Origin of the sequence: Thioclava sp. F34-6 (assembly GCF_002213235.1) — a bacterium.
GTDB classification, from domain to species: domain Bacteria; phylum Pseudomonadota; class Alphaproteobacteria; order Rhodobacterales; family Rhodobacteraceae; genus Thioclava; species Thioclava nitratireducens.
The window spans coordinates 435,102-451,984 of sequence record NZ_NBOA01000001.1 but is presented as its reverse complement, the minus strand read 5'-3'; the positions used below and the strand labels follow the sequence as shown (position 1 = coordinate 451,984).

The window sequence follows — 16,883 nt, the reverse complement described above, 5'->3', positions numbered from 1 at the left end:
ATATGGCTCTGATTACGCTCAGACAATTGCTCGATCACGCCGCGGAATACGGCTACGGCGTGCCGGCGTTCAACATCAACAACATGGAACAGGGTATCGCCATCATGATGGCGGCGGCGAAATGCGACGCGCCCGTCATCATGCAGGCCTCGCGCGGCGCGCGCAGCTATGCCGGCGACATCATGCTGCGCCACATGATCCAGGCGCTGTCGGAGATGTATCCCGATATCCCGCTGTGCATGCATCAGGACCACGGCAATAACGAGGCCACCTGCCTCACCGCGATCCGCCACGGCTTCACCTCGGTGATGATGGACGGCTCGCTGAAAGAGGACATGAAGACCCCCGCCGATTGGGACTACAATGTCAGCATCACCAAGCGCGTGGCCGACATGGCCCATTGGGTGGGCGCTTCGGTCGAGGGCGAACTGGGCGTGCTCGGCAATCTCGAGACTGGCGAAGCGGCGGAGGAAGACGGCTCGGGCGCGGTTGGCAAACTCAGCCACGATCAGCTTTTGACCGATCCCGACGAGGCGCTGGATTTCGTCAAGCTCACCAAGGTCGATGCGCTGGCGATCGCCTGCGGCACCAGCCACGGCGCCTACAAATTCTCGCGCAAGCCCACGGGCGACATCCTCGCGATCAGCCAGATCGAGAAGATCCATGCGAAGATTCCGAACGTCCATCTGGTCATGCACGGCTCGTCCAGCGTGCCGCAATATCTGCAGGATCTGATCAACGAGTCCGGCGGCGAGATGCCCCAGACCTACGGCGTGCCGGTCGAAGAGATCGAGCGCGGCATCAAGTCGGGCGTGCGCAAGGTGAATATCGACACCGATAACCGCATGGCGCTGACGGCACAGTTCCGCAAGGTCGCGCAAAGCAAGCCGACGGAATTCGACCCGCGCAAATTCATGATCCCCGCGATGGAAGAGATGGAGAAGCTCTGCCTCGACCGCTTCCAGCGCTTCGGCACCGCCGGGAATGCCAGCAAGATCAAGGTGATCGACCTCGACGACATGGCCAAGCGCTATGCCGAGGGATCGCTCGACCCGGTGATTTCCGCGGCCAAGGCCGCCTGACACACCCGCGATCCCGGCAGTCGAGCGCCCGGGGCCGCAGTTATCGGATTTAGGGAGACAAGGAGACCCCGATGAACCAGCATGCAAATCCCGGTAAATACAGCGCCGGCGTCAAGGAATACCGTGAAACCTATTGGGAGCCGAACTACACCCCCAAGGACAGCGACGTGCTCGCCGTCTTCAAGATCACGCCGCAGCCCGGCGTCCCGCGAGAGGAAGCCGCAGCCGCCGTCGCCGCAGAAAGCTCGACCGGCACCTGGACCACGGTCTGGACCGACCTGCTGACCGATCTCGACTACTACAAGGGTCGTGCCTACGCGATCGAGGACGTGCCGGGCGACGACGAGAGCTACTACGCTTTCATCGCTTACCCGATGGGTCTGTTCGAAGAGGGCTCGGTCGTCAACGTCTTCACCTCGCTCGTGGGCAACGTCTTCGGCTTCAAGGCCGTGCGGGCGCTGCGTCTGGAAGACGTGCGTTTCCCGCTGTGGTTCGTGACCACCTGTGACGGCCCGCCCCACGGCATTCAGGTCGAGCGCGACAAGCTCGACAAATACGGCCGTCCCTTCCTGGGGTGCACGATCAAGCCGAAGCTGGGTCTCTCGGCGAAGAACTACGGCCGCGCGGTCTACGAGGCGCTGCGGGGGGGACTCGACTTCACCAAGGATGACGAGAACATCAACTCGCAGCCCTTCATGCGCTGGCGCGACCGTTTCGAGTTCTGTCAGGAAGCGATCGACAAGGCAGAGCGTGAGACCGGCGAGCGCAAGGGCCACTACCTGAACGTCACCGCGCCGAACATCGAAGAGATGTACAAGCGCGCCGAGTTCGCCAAGGAGATCGGGTCGCCGATCATCATGTCGGACTACCTGACGATGGGCTGGGCCGCGCAGGCCTCGCTGAGCCGCTGGTGCCGCGATAACGGCATGCTGCTGCACGTGCACCGCGCGATGCATGGCGTGATCGACCGCCACCCCAAGCACGGCATCAACTTCCGCGTTCTCGCAAAGATGCTGCGCCTTCTGGGCGGCGACCACCTGCACTCGGGCACCGTCGTCGGCAAGCTCGAAGGCGACCGCGAGGCGACGCTGGGCTGGATCGACCTGATGCGCGACAAATACGTCAAGGAAGACCGCTCGCGGGGCATCTTCTTCGATCAGGACTGGGGGCAGATGCCGGGCGTGCTCCCGGTGGCTTCGGGCGGCATCCACGTCTGGCACATGCCCGCGCTGGTCAACATCTTCGGCGATGACAGCTGCCTTCAGTTCGGCGGCGGCACGCTGGGCCACCCCTGGGGCAACGCCGCGGGCGCAGCGGCCAACCGCGTCGCGGTCGAGGCCTGCGTCAAGGCACGCAACGAGGGCCGCGATCTCGAGAAGGAGTCGAAAGACATCATGACCTCGGCCGCGAAGCACTCGCCCGAACTCAAGATCGCTATGGAGACGTGGAAAGAGATCAAGTTCGAGTTCGACACCGTGGACAAGCTGGACGTGGCGCACCGCTAAGGCGCGCCCCTCCCACCAACGCCTGAGAAAGGACTGACACCATGAGTGAAATGCAAGATTACGGCTCCCGCATCTCGGACCCGAACAGCCGCAAGATGGGCACCTTCTCCTATCTGCCCCAGCTCAGCGATGACGAGCTGCGCAAGCAGGTGGAATACATCGTCTCGAAAGGCTGGAACCCGGCCATCGAGCATACCGAGCCCGAGAATATGCGCTCGAACTTCTGGTACATGTGGAAGCTGCCGATGTTCGGGGAAACCGATGTCGATGCGATCTTCCGCGAGATCGAGATGTGCAAGAAGGCCAACCCGGGCAACCATGTGCGCCTCGTGGGCTACGACAACTTCAAGCAGACGCAGGGCACCTCGATGGTGGTGCACCGCGCCGACATGTCGGCCTCTGCCTGATCTGACACCGGGGCGGGCTGCCGATCGCGGCGGCCCGCCCTGCCCCATTTTTCCGGATTTTCCAGCGCGACGGAGAGCCACCCATGAGCGATATCGACCCAGACCAGTTCCGCGTGAAGACCGAGCCCTATTACCGGCCTGTCGGCAACGAGATCGAACAATACGCCGCCGCCTATGACGTGCGGATGCCGGTGATGCTCAAGGGCCCCACGGGCTGCGGCAAGTCGCGTTTCGTCGAATATATGGCGTGGAAATTGAAACGCCCCCTGATCACCGTGGCCTGTAACGAGGACATGACCGCGTCCGACCTGATCGGGCGGTTCCTCCTCGATATCAACGGCACGAAATGGCAGGACGGCCCGCTGACCGTTGCCGCGCGGATCGGCGCGATCTGCTATCTCGACGAGGTCGTCGAGGCCCGTCAGGACACCACCGTCGTCATCCACCCGCTGACCGATCACCGCCGCCAGCTGCCGCTGGAGAAGAAGGGCGAGCTGGTCGACGCGCATCCCGATTTTCAGGTCGTGATCTCCTACAACCCCGGTTACCAGTCGATGATGAAGGACCTCAAGCAATCGACCAAGCAGCGTTTCGGCGCGATGAGCTTCGACTACCCCCAGGCCGCGACCGAGGCCGAGATCGTCAGCCACGAGGCCGGGATCGACCTCAAGACCGCCGAAAAGCTCGTGCAGGTCGCCCAACGCTCGCGCAACCTCAAGGGCCACGGGCTCGATGAGGGCATGTCGACGCGCCTTCTGGTCTATGCAGGCCAGCTGATCTCGCAGGACATCCCCGCGCCCGCCGCCTGCCAGATGGCGCTGGTGGAGCCGCTGACCGACGACGCGGATATGCGCGACACGTTGCAGGCGGCCGTCCAGACCTTCTTCCCCGAGATCACCGACAGCTCGAAGGTGGCGTAAGGAGCGCGTCCGATGAAGGTCGATCTCGACGATTACGCCGCCGATCTGATCAAATCCGCGCCGGAGCTGGAGGAGACCCTCGACGGGCTCTTCCACGAGGCGGCGCGGATGATGTCGCCCGCCGGGCTGAAGGATTACATGGACGGTGCGAAGGCGATGACCTCGCTCGGCAAGGGCCCCCGCCTGCTGATCTCCTATCTCGACGAGATGCCGCAGGTCGCCAAGGAATGCGGCGAGGACGTCATTCGGGACGTGGTGGGCGCGGTGCTGAAGCTGGCCTCGATGGTGTCGGGCGAAATCCTGGTGCTGATGCTCGACACGCTGCCCGGCGCCGCCAACCGCTTCGGCGATCCGGAACTGCTGCGCGGCTATCTCGCGCTGCTGCACCGGCTGGCGGCCCGTGCGCCGCGCGGCCTGCGCCCTATGTTCGGCGTGCTCGAAGAACTGCTGGCGAAACTCACGCTGTCGGGTCTGCGCCGCTGGGTGGATTTCGGCGCCGAGGCCTATCGGCGCGACCTGCCGAAACAGGCGGATTACTTCGGGCTTGTCTCTGAAGACAGCCGCGCAGTCCTGAAACAGGAACGCCGCGGCACGCTCTTCATCGACAGCCAGCGCAGGCTGAACTTCTACCTCCGCGCCTTCTGGGCCCGCGACTTCTTCCTGCGTCCCTCTGCCGCCGACTTCGAAGGCTTCCGCCCCTTCATCGAGGACGGCGCGCTGCATCTGCCCGATGCGATGGACGGGTTCAACGGCGCCTCCGGCCTCGATCTCTACCGCGCGATGTGCGCCCATATGGCGGCCCATATCGTCTATTCCGATCACGGGCTCGGGCAGGAAGCGCTCAATCCGGCGCAGATTTTCCTGATCGGCATGATCGAGGATGCCCGCGTCGAATATTGCGCGACGCGGGCCTTTCCGGGGCTGCGCGCGATGTTCGACCGGCTGATGCCGGACACGCCACCCGGCGCTTACGAGCACGAGACGATGTATCTGCTGGAAAAGGTCGCCCGCGCGCTCAACACGCCCGGCACCCGCACCGGCGATCTGGAAATCGACAATCTCGTCGAGACCTTCCACGGCGAGATCGCGGACAATGCGCGTGAGACGATGTTCTCCTGGTCGCTGGGCGTCGAACTTTACAACCTGCTGGCGCAACGCCGCGCGGTGCCGTCCCTTCGCATTCTCGAATCTCTGAAAATTCCGTATCGCGACGACAACCGCTTCATCTGGTCGCTCTCGGATTACGACTGGTCGAACCAGAACGCCTATCAGCCCGCGCAGGGTCAGGTGCGCAAGCGCGTGGGCCTGATGGAATTCGTCAACGAGGTCGATGTCGAGACCGCGGGCGACGATGCGCAGGAGGTCTGGGTGCTGTCGTCAGAGCTGTTCCCCTACGAGGATGAGGGCGTCAGCTATAACGAGATGGAGGGCAAGGCCCCGATCTCCGACCCGTTTCATTACGGCGAGTGGGATTACAAGGTGCAGTTGATGCGCCCGTCGTGGTCGACTGTCTACGAACACCGCCCGCCGATGGGCGACCCGGACGAGATCGACACGATCCTGACCGCGCATCGCGGCATCCGTCACCGCATCAAGCAGATCGTGGACCGGCTGCGCCCGCAGGGCATCTCGCGCCAGCGGCGGCTGGAGGATGGCGACGAGCTGGATATCAACGCCGCCGTCGATGCGATGGTGATGCAGCGCATCGGCATGCAGCCCGACATGCGGATCACCATGCGCAACGTCATCAACCGGCGCGATCTGGCGGTCTGCATCCTGCTCGACCTGTCGGAAAGCACCAACGAGACCGTGCGCGGCTCGGACAAGACCGTGCTGGAGCTGACGCGCGAAGCCTCGGCGCTGGTGGCCGCGGCGATCGAAGGGATCGGCGACCCGTTCGCGATCCACGGCTTTTCCTCGGATGGCCGCCACGACGTGCAATATCAGCGCTTCAAGGATTTCGAACAGAAGCTCGATTCCGAGGTCAAAGGCCGCCTTGCGGGCATGAAGGGCGGGCTCTCGACCCGGATGGGGGCCGCGATGCGCCATGCCGCCCATCATTTGTCGCTGCGCCCGGAAGCCCATAAACTGTTGCTGATCGTCACCGATGGCGAACCGGCCGATATCGACGAGCGCGACCCGCAATATCTGCGCATGGATGCCAAGAAGGCGGTTGCGGAACTCCAGCAGATCGGCATTAACAGCTATTGTCTGACGCTGGACCCCGAAGCCGATGCCTATGTGTCGCGCATCTTCGGGACCAATAATTACACCGTGATCGATCAGGTCGAGCGCCTGCCCGAGAAACTGCCGACCCTGTTCGCGCAACTGACGAAATGAGCCGCCAAGGAGGCCCCCATGAGCTTTGACCGTTCCATCAAGATCGCGCCCTCGATCCTGTCGGCCGATTTCGCCAATTTCGGCGCCGAGATCCGCGCCATCGAAGATCAGGGGGCCGATTGGGTCCATGTCGACGTGATGGACGGGCATTTCGTGCCGAACCTCACCTTCGGCCCACCCGCCGTGAAAGCGTTCCGCCCGCATGTGAAGACCTTCATGGACGTCCACCTGATGATCGCGCCGGTCGACCCTTACATCGAGGCCTATGCCGAAGCGGGCGCCGACATGATCGTGGCGCATTGGGAGGCCGGTCCGCACCCGCATCGCACGCTGCAGGCGATCAAGGCGCAGGGCGTGAAATGCGGCATCTCGCTGAACCCCGGCACGCCCGCCAACGTGATCTCGGAACTGCTAGACCTCGTCGATATGGTTCTCGTGATGAGCGTGAATCCCGGCTTCGGCGGTCAGAAATTCATCCCCTCCAGCATCAACAAGGTCCGCCAAGTGCGCGAAATGATTGGCGATCGGGAGATTCACATTCAGGTGGATGGCGGCGTCGATCCGACCACGGTCGGCCCGCTGGTCGAGGCTGGTGCGGATTGCTTCGTCGCGGGCTCCGCCGTCTTCAAGGGCGGCTCGGTCGATAGGCCGGAGGTGTATGGCCAGAATATGCGCGCGATCCGCGAAGCGGCGGAGGGTGCTCTCAAAGCCGCACAGTGAGAAACTGCCAAGCTGCAAGGAGATCGGTCGCGATCTCGTGATCTGACCGCTTGCCCTGCCGCTGCCTCTCGTTCATATTCGTGGAATTGAATACCAGCTAGGGAGGACTGGCATGACATTCACGCGACGCACCATTCTGCGCGGAGGGCTGGCCATGGGCGCCATGACAGCCCTTCCCCGGCTCAGCTTCGCCGCCCAGACCCTCGAGATGGGTTCGGCCCGGCTCGACACGCTGTCCGATGGCAATCTCGTGCTGCCGATCGGCTTTGTGACCGACAATCCGGAGGCCAAGCCGATCCTCGAGAGCTACGGTATCACCGGAGACTCGGTCGAACCGCCCTGCAACGTCACGCTCTATCGCGACGGCACCAACACCGTGCTGTTCGACGTGGGGTCGGGCAATGACTTCATGCCGTCTGCGGGCAAGCTGATGGAGGCGATGGACGCGCTCGAAGTCGCCCCCGAGGACGTGACCCATGTCGTCTTCACCCATGGCCACCCGGATCACCTCTGGGGCGTGCTCGACGATTTCGACGAGCCGTTCTTCGCCAACGCCGAGCACATGATGGGCAAGGACGAATTCGAATATTGGCTCAACCCGGAGACGCTCGACACGATCGATCAGGGCCGCAAGACCTTCGCGGCAGGCGCGCTGCGTCGCCTCCAGATCCTTGAAGACCAGATTGCAACCTTTGGAGATGGCGAGGAAATCCTCCCCGGCATCTTGGCGCAGATGACGCCCGGCCACACGCCCGGTCACATGTCCTTCCACGTCAAGAACGGCGAGACGCAGGCCTTCATCATCGGCGATGCGATCGTGAACCACTACCTCGCCTTCGCCGCGCCGGGCATGGCGGCAGGCTCCGACCAAAACCCCGATCTGGGCGCGGAGACGCGTGTCGCGTTGCTCGATCAGCTGGCGACCGACAAGCTGCCGATCATCGGCTATCACCTGCCCGAAGGCGGCCTGGGCCGGGTCGAGCGCGACGGCGACGCCTATCGCTACGTGCCGGAGGTCTGAGGGTGAAAAAACTCCTTTTGACCAGCGTCTTGGCTGGGCTTCTTCATGTGAGCCCCGTACTCGCCTCTGAAGACGTGCCGGACATGTATCCCGGTTCGGTTCTCTACTCTAAGCCCTACGAGGTGATCCCCGGCGTCTGGACCGCGATCGGGGCCACTGCGCCGCCGACCTATGAGAATTCGGGTCATAACAACAATCTCAGCTTCATCGTCACCGGCGATGGCGTGGTCGTGGTGAATTCCGGCGCGTCCTATCAACTCGCCAAGGCGCTGCATGACGAGATCAAGGCGGTCACCGATCAGCCGGTGAAGCTGGTGATCAACGAGAACGGTCAGGGCCATTCGATGCTCGGCAACAATTACTGGATCGAACAGGGCGTGCCGGTGCTCGCCCATGTCGATGCGGCGGCCGAGTTCGAACATGACGCCGGCGGCGCCTTCGAGGCGCTCAAGAGCTACGGCAAGGAAACCGCCGAAGGCACCGATCCGAAGCTGCCCACCGAGACTTTCGAGGACAAGCGCGTCATCGAGATGGGCGACATGACCATCGAAGTGATGCATCTGGGCCCCGCGCACAGCCCCGGCGACACGCAGGTCTGGCTGCCGGAACAGAAGTTCATGATCGCGGGCGATATCGCCTTTTCGGAAAGGATGCCGCCGATCTTCTCGGGCACCTGCACGAGCTGCTGGATCGAGACCTTCGAGACTAAATTCGCGCCGCTGGAGCCTGCCTTCATCATCCCCGGCCATGGCCATCCGACCAATCTCGAGAAGGTCACGCGCGGCACGACGGGCTACCTGAAATATCTGCGCGGAAAGATCGCCGAACATCTCGACAATGGTGGCGATCTGGCCGAGGCCTACTACGTGGATCAGAGCCCCTACAAAAATCTCGACACGTTCGAGGAACTGGCGACGAAAAACGCGGGCGTCGTCTACGAGGAAATGGAATTCGAATAGGAGGCCGCATGGCTGTCACTCCCCCCGTCTGCGATTTCGGCTGGAAGGCTCCGGGCTTCACCCTGCCCGGCACCGACGGCAAGCAATACAGCTTTGACGACATCCGTGGTCCCAAGGGAACGCTCGTGATGTTCATTTGCAACCATTGCCCCTATGTCCAGTCAATCCTCGACCGCATCCTGCGCGATGCGGCGGAGTTGCAGAAGGCGGGGATCGGCGTCGTTGCGATCTCGGCCAACGATGTCGACGAATATCCGCAGGACAGCTTCGAGAACATGGCCAAACTGGCCGAGGAGAAGGGCTTTCCCTTCCCTTATCTCTATGACGAAACTCAGGCGGTCGCGAAGGTATACGGGGCCGCCTGCACCCCGGACTTCTTCGGTTTCAACGCCGAGGACAGGCTGCAATATCGCGGCCGTCTCGATGCCTCGACCAAGCAGGCCGCCGCGGTCGACGCCAAGCGAGAACTCTACGAAGGCATGATGTTGGTCGCCGAGACCGGCGAAGGCCCGCGCGACCAGATTCCGTCGATGGGCTGCTCCATCAAATGGAAATCGGCATGAGCGATGCGCCTTCCGTCATCTTCGATCTCGACGGAACGCTGATCGATTCCGTGCCCGCGATCCATGCCGTTTCGAACGCCGTTCTGACCGACATGGGCTTCGAGCCGCTCTCGCTGCCGACGGTCCGCAGCTTCGTCGGCAAGGGCGTGCCCAACCTCGTGCGCCAGTTGCTGATCACCTCGGGCGAAGACCCGGACGGGCCGCTCTTCAATCGGGTGGAGCACGCCCTCGTCGCGCGCTACGAGACCGATGTGGAGGGCAACGTGCCCTACCCCAACGTGATCGCCGCGCTTGACCGGCTCACGGAGATGGGCTGCAGGATGGCGGTCTGCACGAACAAACCGGTCCGCCCCGCTGAAGCCGCGCTGCGCCATGTCGGTTTATGGGACTATTTCGAGCTGACGCTGGGCGGGGACTCCATGCCCACCCGCAAGCCCGAGCCGGAAATGCTGCATCATTGCCATCGGGCCCTGGGCGGCGGACAGATGATCTATGTCGGCGACAGCGAGGTCGATGCGGAAACGGCGGCGAATGCGCAGGCCCCGTTTGCGATCTATTCCGAGGGCTATCGCAAGACGCCCCTGACCGACGTGCCCCATGACGTCGCCTTCTCGGATTGGGCGATGCTGCCAGGTCTGGTGGAGGGCTGGAAATGGTAAGCGCGCTGATCTTCGACGTCGACGGAACGCTGGCCGAAACCGAAGAAGCCCATCGCCGTGCATTCAACGAGACCTTTGCCGCACGGCGAGTGGACTGGAACTGGTCGCAGGAGACCTATCGCGAACTGCTGAAAACCGCCGGCGGCAAGGAGCGCATGGCGCGCCACCGCGAGGTCATGGGCTTCGGCCCGACCGACGACGAGATCGCCATGCTGCACGAGATCAAGACCCGCCGCTATGTCGAGATCATCACCGGCGGGCAGGTCCCGCTGCGCCCGGGCGTGGCGCGGCTGATCGCAAATGCGCGTGCCGCCGGGATGAAGCTCGCCATCGCCACGACGACGAACCGTCCCAATGTCGATGCGCTGATCCGCGCGCAGCTGGGTGCCGACCCCGATCACCTGTTCGATGCGATCGCGGCAGGCGACGAGGTCGCCGCCAAGAAACCCGCGCCCGACGTGTTCGAACTCGCGCTGAACCGGCTGCATCTGCCGCCCGAGGCCTGCATCGCCTTCGAGGATAGCGAGGTGGGCCTGCGCTCTGCGCAAGCGGCCGGGCTGCGCGTGGTCGTGACGCCCTCGGCCTATACCGATGGCGGCGATTTCTCGAGCGCGGAGTGGGTGCTCCCCGATCTCTCGCACCCCTTACCGCCCGAGATCACGGAAGGGCTGGGACAGAGTGCCGCAATTTCATAAGATCGGACTCGGCTACATATGCTGGGCAGGTTAACGGAGGCCGCCATGATCAAACCGGACGTCAAAGCTTTTTTCGACACCGCGACTTTCACCGTCTCCTATGTGGTGAAAGATCCCGGCAGCAAAGCCTGCGCCGTTGTCGATAGCGTGCTCGATTTCGACTATTCCTCGGGCCGGACGGATACCAAATCCGCCGACGAGGTGATCGCCTATGTGAAGGAGAACGGGCTTGAGGTGGAGTGGATCCTCGAGAGCCACGTCCATGCCGACCACCTTTCCGCCGCGCCCTACATCCAGGAGCGCGTCGGCGGCAAGATCGGCATCGGCGACCGCATTCAGGTCGTGCAGGACACCTTCGGCAAGATCTTCAACGAAGGCACCGAATTCCAGCGCGACGGTTCGCAGTTCGACAGGCTCTTCAAGGAAGGCGACACTTTCAGCGTCGGCGCGCTGGAGGGTCGCGTTCTGCACACGCCGGGCCATACGCCCGCTTGCCTTACCTACGTCATCGGCGATGCGGCCTTCGTGGGCGATACGCTCTTCATGCCCGATTTCGGCACCGCGCGCTGCGACTTCCCCGGCGGCTCGGCGGAGACGCTCTACGCCTCGATCCAGAAGATCTTGTCGCTGCCCGACGAGACCCGCATTTTCGTGGGCCACGACTACAAGGCACCGGGCCGCGACGAATTTGCGTGGGAGACGAGCGTGGCCGAGGAAAAGGCCCGCAACATCCATATCGGCGGCGGCAAGTCCGAGGCCGAATTCGTCAAGATGCGCACCGAGCGCGATGCGACTCTGGCGATGCCGAAGCTCATCATCCCGTCGCTTCAGGTAAACATGCGCGCGGGCCAGATGCCTCCGAAGGACGAGGACGGCAAGACCTACCTCAAAGTGCCTGTCAACGGGCTTTGAGACGATAAACCGAGAGGGCGGGAAACCCCGCCCATCTCCACCTAGAAGGCAGGATAACAGGACAGATCATGGAATTGCGCAAACTTTCCGACGAGTTCTCCGTCGCCCCGCAGATCGAACCCGAAGACGTGCCGAAGCTTGCCGAGATGGGCTTTCGCACGCTGATCATCAATCGTCCCGACGAGGAGATCGAGGACGCAGATCAGCGCTCGGACGCGATCGCCGCGCTTTGCTCGACGCATGGCCTCACGCCTTACTACCTGCCCTACTATCCCGGCGAACTGAGCCTCGAACTGGTCGACAATTTCGCGACGATCATGGACGCGGCAGAGAAACCCGCATTGGGCTATTGCCGTTCGGGCACGCGCTCGTCGCATCTTTGGGGCGTCAGCCAGGCGGGCGAGATGGAAATCGACAAGATCGTCGCGACCGCCGCCGAAGCGGGCTATGACCATTCCACGCTGGTGCCGGTGATGCAGTATTACGCCAGCCGCCGCGATCAGGCCTGATCCAGCCCTTTCGCGACGTGCCAATGCTCAAACGCTACCTGCCGATCCTAAGCTGGGGGCGCGACTACGATCGCCCGACCTTCGAGGCCGATCTGATCGCGGCGGTGATCGTCACGATCATGCTGATCCCGCAGTCGCTGGCCTATTCTCTGCTGGCCGGGATGCCGCCGGAATACGGGCTCTACGCTTCGGTACTGCCGCTGCTGATCTACGCAGTCTTCGGCACCTCGCGCCCGCTGGCCGTCGGCCCGGTCGCGGTGATCTCGCTGATGACGGCCGCCGCGGTTGGCAGGGTCGCGGCGCAGGGTACGCCCGAATATATCGCCGCCGCAGTGGCGCTGGCGTTTCTCTCGGGCGTGATGCTGGTGGTGATGGGCTTCCTGCGCATGGGCTTCATAACGGCCTTCCTCAGCCACCCGGTGCTGTCGGGCTTTACATCGGCTGTCGGTATCCTGATCGCCGCGGGCCAGATGAAGCATTTCTTCGGTATTCCGGCGGAGAGCGGCGGGATTCTCGATATTCTCGGCGGCCTCTGGGCGCATCTCGGCCAGACCAATCCCTACACGGTCGTCATCTCGATCCTGTCGCTGGTCTTCCTGTTCTGGGCGCGACGTGGGCTTAAGCCGCGCCTGCTAAAGGCGGGGCTGTCCGAGCGGCTTGCGGCCATCCTCACCCGCGCCGCGCCGGTTTACGCAGTCGCCGCGACCATCCTGATCACCTGGCTGTTCGGGCTCGAGGGGCGCGGGGTCCGCGTCGTCGGCACCGTGCCGCTCGGCTTCCCGACCCCGAGCCTGCCGCCCGCCGATCTCGCGCTCTGGAAAGAACTCTTCGTCCCGGCGCTCCTGATCGCGATCATCGGCTATGTCGAGACGATCTCGGTCGCCCAGACATTGGCCGCTAAGAAACGCCAGCGCATCGACCCGGACCAAGAATTCATAGCCCTCGGCGGCGCCTCCATCGGCTCCGCGATCTCTGGATCCTTTCCGATCACCGGGGGCTTCGCGCGCTCTGTCGTCAGCTTCGAGGCCGGCGCCACGACGCCCGCCGCTGGTGCCTTCACCGCGATCGGGGTCGCGCTCGCGACCTTCACCCTGACCCCGGCCCTCTATTACCTGCCGCAAGCGACGCTCGCGGCCACGATCTTCGTCTCGGTGCTTACGCTGGTCGATATCAAGGCGCTCAAGCGCACGTTCAAATACGCCCCCCGCGAAGGTGTCGGCATGGCGCTGACGGTGCTCGTCACCCTGATCTGGGGCGTCGAGGACGGCATCGCCTTCGGTGTCATCCTCTCGATCGCGCTGCGGTTGTGGCAAAGCTCGCGCCCGCATGTGGCCGAGTTGGGCCAGGTTCCCGGCACCGAGCATTTCCGCAATATCCGGCGCCACCGGGTGAACTGCGCGCCGGGCATCCTCAGCCTTCGCATCGACGAGAGCCTGTGGTTCCCGAATGCCCGCTTCGTCGAGGAGATGATCTACGACCGGATCGCGAGCGACGAGTCCATCAAGCATGTCGTGCTGAATTGCCCCGCGATCAACCATATCGACATGTCCGCGCTCGAGGCGCTGGAAGAGGTGAACGACCAGCTCAACGACGCGGGCGTGCGATTGCACCTGTCCGAGGTTAAAGGCCCGGTGATGGACCGCCTGACGCGCTCGGACCTGATCACCCAACTAACCGGGCAGATCTACCTTACCCATTACGACGCGCTGGCGACGCTCGCCCCCGAGACCACCCAAGGTTGCGCACACGAGAGCCGTGTCGAGACCCACCGCTAAGCGTCTTCGTGCCCCACGTGGGTTGCCATGGCGCGCGAAACATAAGACATTTGAACAGGGTCTCCGGCGCGGGGAAACATGCGCCTCCGGAGTAGTGTTAATGAGCTACGCGAACTAACCGATTGTGGGGTGAAACGCGATGTTATCCTTCTGTGAGGCGGTCTTACGCGCAAAATCCGTGCAGGAAATTTGGTCCCGCCATTGCCGCGAAATGGAGCGGTTCGGCTTCGACCGTTTGATCTATGGATTCACGAGTTTCCGAAAGGGAAACAACTTCGGCCACGAAGACGATTTGTTGATCCTCTCGAACCACCAGAAGGAATATCTCGACCTCTTCATCGGAGAGGGAAAATATCGCCACGCGCCGATGGTGCAATGGGCCGCGAAGAATGACGGGCCCTGCTCGTGGCGCATTGTCGCGGACCGCGCAATGCGGGGAGAGCTGACCCCGGCAGAGATCGACGTGATCGACATCAACCACCGTTTCGGCATCCGCGCGGGCTATTCGATCGGTTTCTCCGACCCGCTCTCCTACGCGCGCGGCGCGATCGGACTCGTGGGGCGGCCGGGGCTGAGCCAGGACGACGTCGACCGCATCTGGCGCGAGAACGAACGCGAATTGATGGTGATGAACAGCCTCGTTCATCTGCGCATCTCGACCATGCCCTATTCCACCGGGCGACGCCCACTGACGGATCGGCAGCGCGAAGTCCTCGAATGGGTGGCGGAGGGCAAGACGACCGCCGATATCGCGATCATCATGGGGCTGACCCCTTCGACGGTGGAGAAACACCTGCGACTGGCGCGCGAGGCGCTGGACGTGGACACCACCGCGCAGGCGGTCATGAAAGCCTCGGTGCAAAAGCAGATTTTCCTGAACGCCTCACACGCGGCGGCGCGTTAGGTTCGCATCCCAGACCCCTGCCCCACAATGAAAAACGCCGCCCCGGTCAGGGCGGCGTTTCCTATTTCAAAGAAGAGGCGCGGGCTTAGTTGCCAGCTGCGGTCTTCGCCACTTCGGCGGCGAAATCTTCTTCTTTTTTCTCGATGCCTTCGCCGACTTCCATCCGGACGAAGCCGGTGATCTCGACGCCAGCTTCTTTCGCGGCCTGACCGACGGTGAGGTCGGGATTGACGACGAATTGCTGGTTCAGCAGCGTGACTTCCGCAGTGAATTTCTTCATGCGGCCTTCGATCATCTTCTCGATCACCTGCTCGGGCTTGCCCGATTCACGTGCGATGTCGATCTGAACCTGCTTTTCCTTCTCGACGACAGCCGGGTCGAGATCGGATTCGGACAGCGCGGCCGGGTTGGTAGCGGCGATGTGCATCGCGATCTGCTTGCCGATGCCGTTGTCTTCGCCCTTCAGCGCAACGAGCACACCGATCTTGCCCATGCCGTCGGCGGCAGCGTTGTGCACGTAATGCACCAGCGTGTCGCCTTCGAGGATGTGCATGCGGCGCAGGTTCATGTTCTCACCGATACGCGCGATGGCGTCGGTGATCACGTCTTCGACCTTCTTGCCGTTGAGATGCGCAGCCTTGACGACTTCGACATCTTCACCGGTTTCCAGCGCGACTTCCGCGATGTCGGAGACGAGCTTCTGGAAATCGGCGTTCTTCGCGACGAAGTCGGTTTCCGAGTTCATCTCGATCGCGACGCCCTTGCCGTTGTTGACGGCGAGCGCGACGAGACCTTCGGCAGCCACGCGGCCCGATTTCTTCGCAGCCTTCGCAAGGCCCTTGGTGCGCAGCCAGTCAACGGCGGCGTCCATGTCGCCATCGGTCTCGGTCAGCGCTTTTTTCGCGTCCATCATGCCTGCGCCGGTAGCTTCGCGCAGTTCCTTCACCTGAGCGGCGGTAATCGCCATGGTCGGATCTCCTTCAAGAACTCTGCGAGGGCGGGATACCCCGCCCTCATGTCATCTGGGTGACGGTCGCGGCCTTACTTGGCCTCGGCCTCGGCCAGCGCCTCTTCAACCGGGGTCTCGGTGAGGGCACCGACATCGACGCCCGCCGCGCCCATCTGGGCCGACATGCCGTCGAGAGCTGCGCGCGAAGCGAGGTCGCAGTAGAGCGCAATCGCACGGGCCGCGTCGTCGTTGCCCGGGATCACGTAATCCACGCCGTTCGGCGAGCAGTTGGTGTCGACCACCGCCACGACCGGGATGCCGAGCTTCTTGGCTTCCGCGATGGCGAGGTCTTCCTTGTTCACGTCGATCACGAACAGGAGGTCCGGCAGACCGCCCATTTCGCGGATACCGCCGAGCGACGCCTGCAGCTTGGCCTGGTCACGCTCCATGCCGAGACGCTCTTTCTTGGTCAGGCCTTCAGCGCCCTGCTCAAGCTTCTCGTCGATCTCGTTGAGACGCTTGATCGACTGGGAGACGGTCTTCCAGTTGGTCAGCGTGCCGCCGAGCCAGCGGTGGTTCATGTAATACTGTGCGCATTTCTCGGCGGCTTCGGCGATCGGGCGCGCAGCCTGACGCTTGGTGCCGACGAAGAGAACGCGGCCGTTTTTCGCAACGGTGTCGCGGATGACCTGCAGAGCCTGGTCGAGCAGCGGAACGGTCTGCGTCAGGTCGACGATGTGGATGCCGTTACGCTCGCCATAGATGTACTGACCCATACGGGGGTTCCAACGCTGGGTCTGGTGGCCGAAGTGAACGCCAGCTTCCAAGAGCTGACGCAGGGAGAATTCAGGAAGCGCCATGTCCAATTCCTTTTCCGGTTTGCGCCTGAGCGGAGGGTCTCAGGGCATATGCCCCAACCGGTGGACTTTTGGGGATGTCTCCCCCATCGGCCCGCCTCCGCCT

General features: G+C 63.1%; 17 protein-coding genes. 15 read left to right on the top strand and 2 right to left on the bottom strand.

Annotated elements, in window-relative coordinates; all coding sequences use genetic code 11:
- Window positions 1–2: 2 nt before the first annotated feature.
- The 15 genes from fba to B6V72_RS02025 all read left to right on the top strand — a co-directional run bounded on the left by fba (window position 3) and on the right by B6V72_RS02025 (window position 14,971).
- A complete protein-coding gene (fba, locus tag B6V72_RS02095; RefSeq protein ID WP_088734412.1) occupies window positions 3–1,082 on the top strand; it encodes a class II fructose-bisphosphate aldolase in 1,080 nt (359 codons plus the stop codon).
- A gap of 71 nt (window positions 1,083–1,153) precedes the next feature.
- Window positions 1,154–2,587, top strand: coding sequence for a form I ribulose bisphosphate carboxylase large subunit (locus B6V72_RS02090; RefSeq protein ID WP_075774813.1), 1,434 nt, complete (start codon window positions 1,154–1,156; stop codon window positions 2,585–2,587).
- 41 nt (window positions 2,588–2,628) lie between these two features.
- A complete protein-coding gene (locus B6V72_RS02085) occupies window positions 2,629–2,994 on the top strand; it encodes a ribulose bisphosphate carboxylase small subunit (RefSeq protein ID WP_075774814.1) in 366 nt (121 codons plus the stop codon).
- An 83-nt stretch (window positions 2,995–3,077) separates the two neighbouring features.
- Window positions 3,078–3,914 carry a CbbQ/NirQ/NorQ/GpvN family protein gene (locus B6V72_RS02080; RefSeq protein ID WP_088734410.1) on the top strand — a complete coding sequence of 279 codons (837 nt, stop codon included), beginning with the start codon at window positions 3,078–3,080 and terminating at the stop codon, window positions 3,912–3,914.
- Between the two features lie 12 nt (window positions 3,915–3,926).
- Window positions 3,927–6,254 carry a VWA domain-containing protein gene (locus B6V72_RS02075; protein WP_088734408.1) on the top strand — a complete coding sequence of 776 codons (2,328 nt, stop codon included), beginning with the start codon at window positions 3,927–3,929 and terminating at the stop codon, window positions 6,252–6,254.
- 18 nt (window positions 6,255–6,272) lie between these two features.
- Complete coding sequence (rpe, locus tag B6V72_RS02070) at window positions 6,273–6,974, top strand: ribulose-phosphate 3-epimerase (RefSeq protein WP_088722783.1); 702 nt, start codon at window positions 6,273–6,275, stop codon at window positions 6,972–6,974.
- A gap of 112 nt (window positions 6,975–7,086) precedes the next feature.
- Complete coding sequence (locus B6V72_RS02065) at window positions 7,087–7,995, top strand: MBL fold metallo-hydrolase (protein WP_088734406.1); 909 nt, start codon at window positions 7,087–7,089, stop codon at window positions 7,993–7,995.
- 83 nt (window positions 7,996–8,078) lie between these two features.
- A complete protein-coding gene (locus tag B6V72_RS02060) occupies window positions 8,079–8,954 on the top strand; it encodes an MBL fold metallo-hydrolase (RefSeq protein ID WP_077701221.1) in 876 nt (291 codons plus the stop codon).
- A gap of 8 nt (window positions 8,955–8,962) precedes the next feature.
- A complete protein-coding gene (locus B6V72_RS02055; RefSeq protein ID WP_088734404.1) occupies window positions 8,963–9,517 on the top strand; it encodes a thioredoxin family protein in 555 nt (184 codons plus the stop codon).
- A complete protein-coding gene (locus B6V72_RS02050) occupies window positions 9,514–10,176 on the top strand; it encodes a phosphoglycolate phosphatase (RefSeq protein WP_075774821.1) in 663 nt (220 codons plus the stop codon). Before B6V72_RS02055 ends, B6V72_RS02050 begins: the two co-directional genes overlap by 4 nt.
- Window positions 10,170–10,871, top strand: a complete 702-nt coding sequence (locus B6V72_RS02045; protein WP_088718596.1) for an HAD family hydrolase — start codon at window positions 10,170–10,172, stop codon at window positions 10,869–10,871. The genes B6V72_RS02050 and B6V72_RS02045 overlap by 7 nt, the downstream gene beginning before the upstream one ends.
- A 48-nt stretch (window positions 10,872–10,919) precedes the next feature.
- On the top strand, window positions 10,920–11,783 hold the full coding sequence (locus B6V72_RS02040; RefSeq protein ID WP_166504549.1) for an MBL fold metallo-hydrolase: 864 nt from the start codon (window positions 10,920–10,922) through the stop codon (window positions 11,781–11,783).
- Window positions 11,784–11,851: 68 nt separating this feature from the next.
- A complete protein-coding gene (locus B6V72_RS02035) occupies window positions 11,852–12,292 on the top strand; it encodes a TIGR01244 family sulfur transferase (protein WP_088718594.1) in 441 nt (146 codons plus the stop codon).
- 23 nt (window positions 12,293–12,315) lie between these two features.
- The gene (gene sulP, locus B6V72_RS02030) at window positions 12,316–14,067 is read left to right on the top strand and encodes a sulfate permease (RefSeq protein ID WP_075774824.1); all 1,752 of its coding nucleotides are present in this window, start codon (window positions 12,316–12,318) and stop codon (window positions 14,065–14,067) included.
- 139 nt (window positions 14,068–14,206) lie between these two features.
- Window positions 14,207–14,971, top strand: a complete 765-nt coding sequence (locus tag B6V72_RS02025) for a LuxR family transcriptional regulator (RefSeq protein WP_075774825.1) — start codon at window positions 14,207–14,209, stop codon at window positions 14,969–14,971.
- A gap of 85 nt (window positions 14,972–15,056) precedes the next feature.
- Here B6V72_RS02025 and tsf read toward each other — a convergent pair whose 3' ends face one another.
- On the bottom strand, window positions 15,057–15,938 hold the full coding sequence (gene tsf, locus B6V72_RS02020; protein ID WP_075774826.1) for a translation elongation factor Ts: 882 nt from the start codon (window positions 15,936–15,938) through the stop codon (window positions 15,057–15,059).
- 74 nt (window positions 15,939–16,012) lie between these two features.
- Complete coding sequence (rpsB, locus tag B6V72_RS02015) at window positions 16,013–16,780, bottom strand: 30S ribosomal protein S2 (RefSeq protein ID WP_075774827.1); 768 nt, start codon at window positions 16,778–16,780, stop codon at window positions 16,013–16,015.
- Window positions 16,781–16,883 lie beyond the last annotated feature (103 nt).

What these genes read in the sequence shown, in the direction of transcription:
- B6V72_RS02065 (WP_088734406.1), top strand. Translation starts at nt 7,087, where the DNA reads ATGACATTCACGCGACGCACCATTCTGCGCGGAGGGCTGGCCATGGGC.
- B6V72_RS02035 (WP_088718594.1), top strand. Translation starts at nt 11,852, where the DNA reads ATGGAATTGCGCAAACTTTCCGACGAGTTCTCCGTCGCCCCGCAGATC.
- B6V72_RS02025 (WP_075774825.1), top strand. Translation starts at nt 14,207, where the DNA reads ATGTTATCCTTCTGTGAGGCGGTCTTACGCGCAAAATCCGTGCAGGAA.
- B6V72_RS02080 (WP_088734410.1), top strand. Translation starts at nt 3,078, where the DNA reads ATGAGCGATATCGACCCAGACCAGTTCCGCGTGAAGACCGAGCCCTAT.
- B6V72_RS02055 (WP_088734404.1), top strand. Translation starts at nt 8,963, where the DNA reads ATGGCTGTCACTCCCCCCGTCTGCGATTTCGGCTGGAAGGCTCCGGGC.
- B6V72_RS02050 (WP_075774821.1), top strand. Translation starts at nt 9,514, where the DNA reads ATGAGCGATGCGCCTTCCGTCATCTTCGATCTCGACGGAACGCTGATC.
- rpsB (WP_075774827.1), bottom strand. Translation starts at nt 16,780, where the DNA reads ATGGCGCTTCCTGAATTCTCCCTGCGTCAGCTCTTGGAAGCTGGCGTT.
- B6V72_RS02075 (WP_088734408.1), top strand. Translation starts at nt 3,927, where the DNA reads ATGAAGGTCGATCTCGACGATTACGCCGCCGATCTGATCAAATCCGCG.
- sulP (WP_075774824.1), top strand. Translation starts at nt 12,316, where the DNA reads ATGCTCAAACGCTACCTGCCGATCCTAAGCTGGGGGCGCGACTACGAT.
- B6V72_RS02090 (WP_075774813.1), top strand. Translation starts at nt 1,154, where the DNA reads ATGAACCAGCATGCAAATCCCGGTAAATACAGCGCCGGCGTCAAGGAA.
- tsf (WP_075774826.1), bottom strand. Translation starts at nt 15,938, where the DNA reads ATGGCGATTACCGCCGCTCAGGTGAAGGAACTGCGCGAAGCTACCGGC.
- B6V72_RS02085 (WP_075774814.1), top strand. Translation starts at nt 2,629, where the DNA reads ATGAGTGAAATGCAAGATTACGGCTCCCGCATCTCGGACCCGAACAGC.
- B6V72_RS02060 (WP_077701221.1), top strand. Translation starts at nt 8,079, where the DNA reads ATGTATCCCGGTTCGGTTCTCTACTCTAAGCCCTACGAGGTGATCCCC.
- fba (WP_088734412.1), top strand. Translation starts at nt 3, where the DNA reads ATGGCTCTGATTACGCTCAGACAATTGCTCGATCACGCCGCGGAATAC.
- rpe (WP_088722783.1), top strand. Translation starts at nt 6,273, where the DNA reads ATGAGCTTTGACCGTTCCATCAAGATCGCGCCCTCGATCCTGTCGGCC.
- B6V72_RS02045 (WP_088718596.1), top strand. Translation starts at nt 10,170, where the DNA reads ATGGTAAGCGCGCTGATCTTCGACGTCGACGGAACGCTGGCCGAAACC.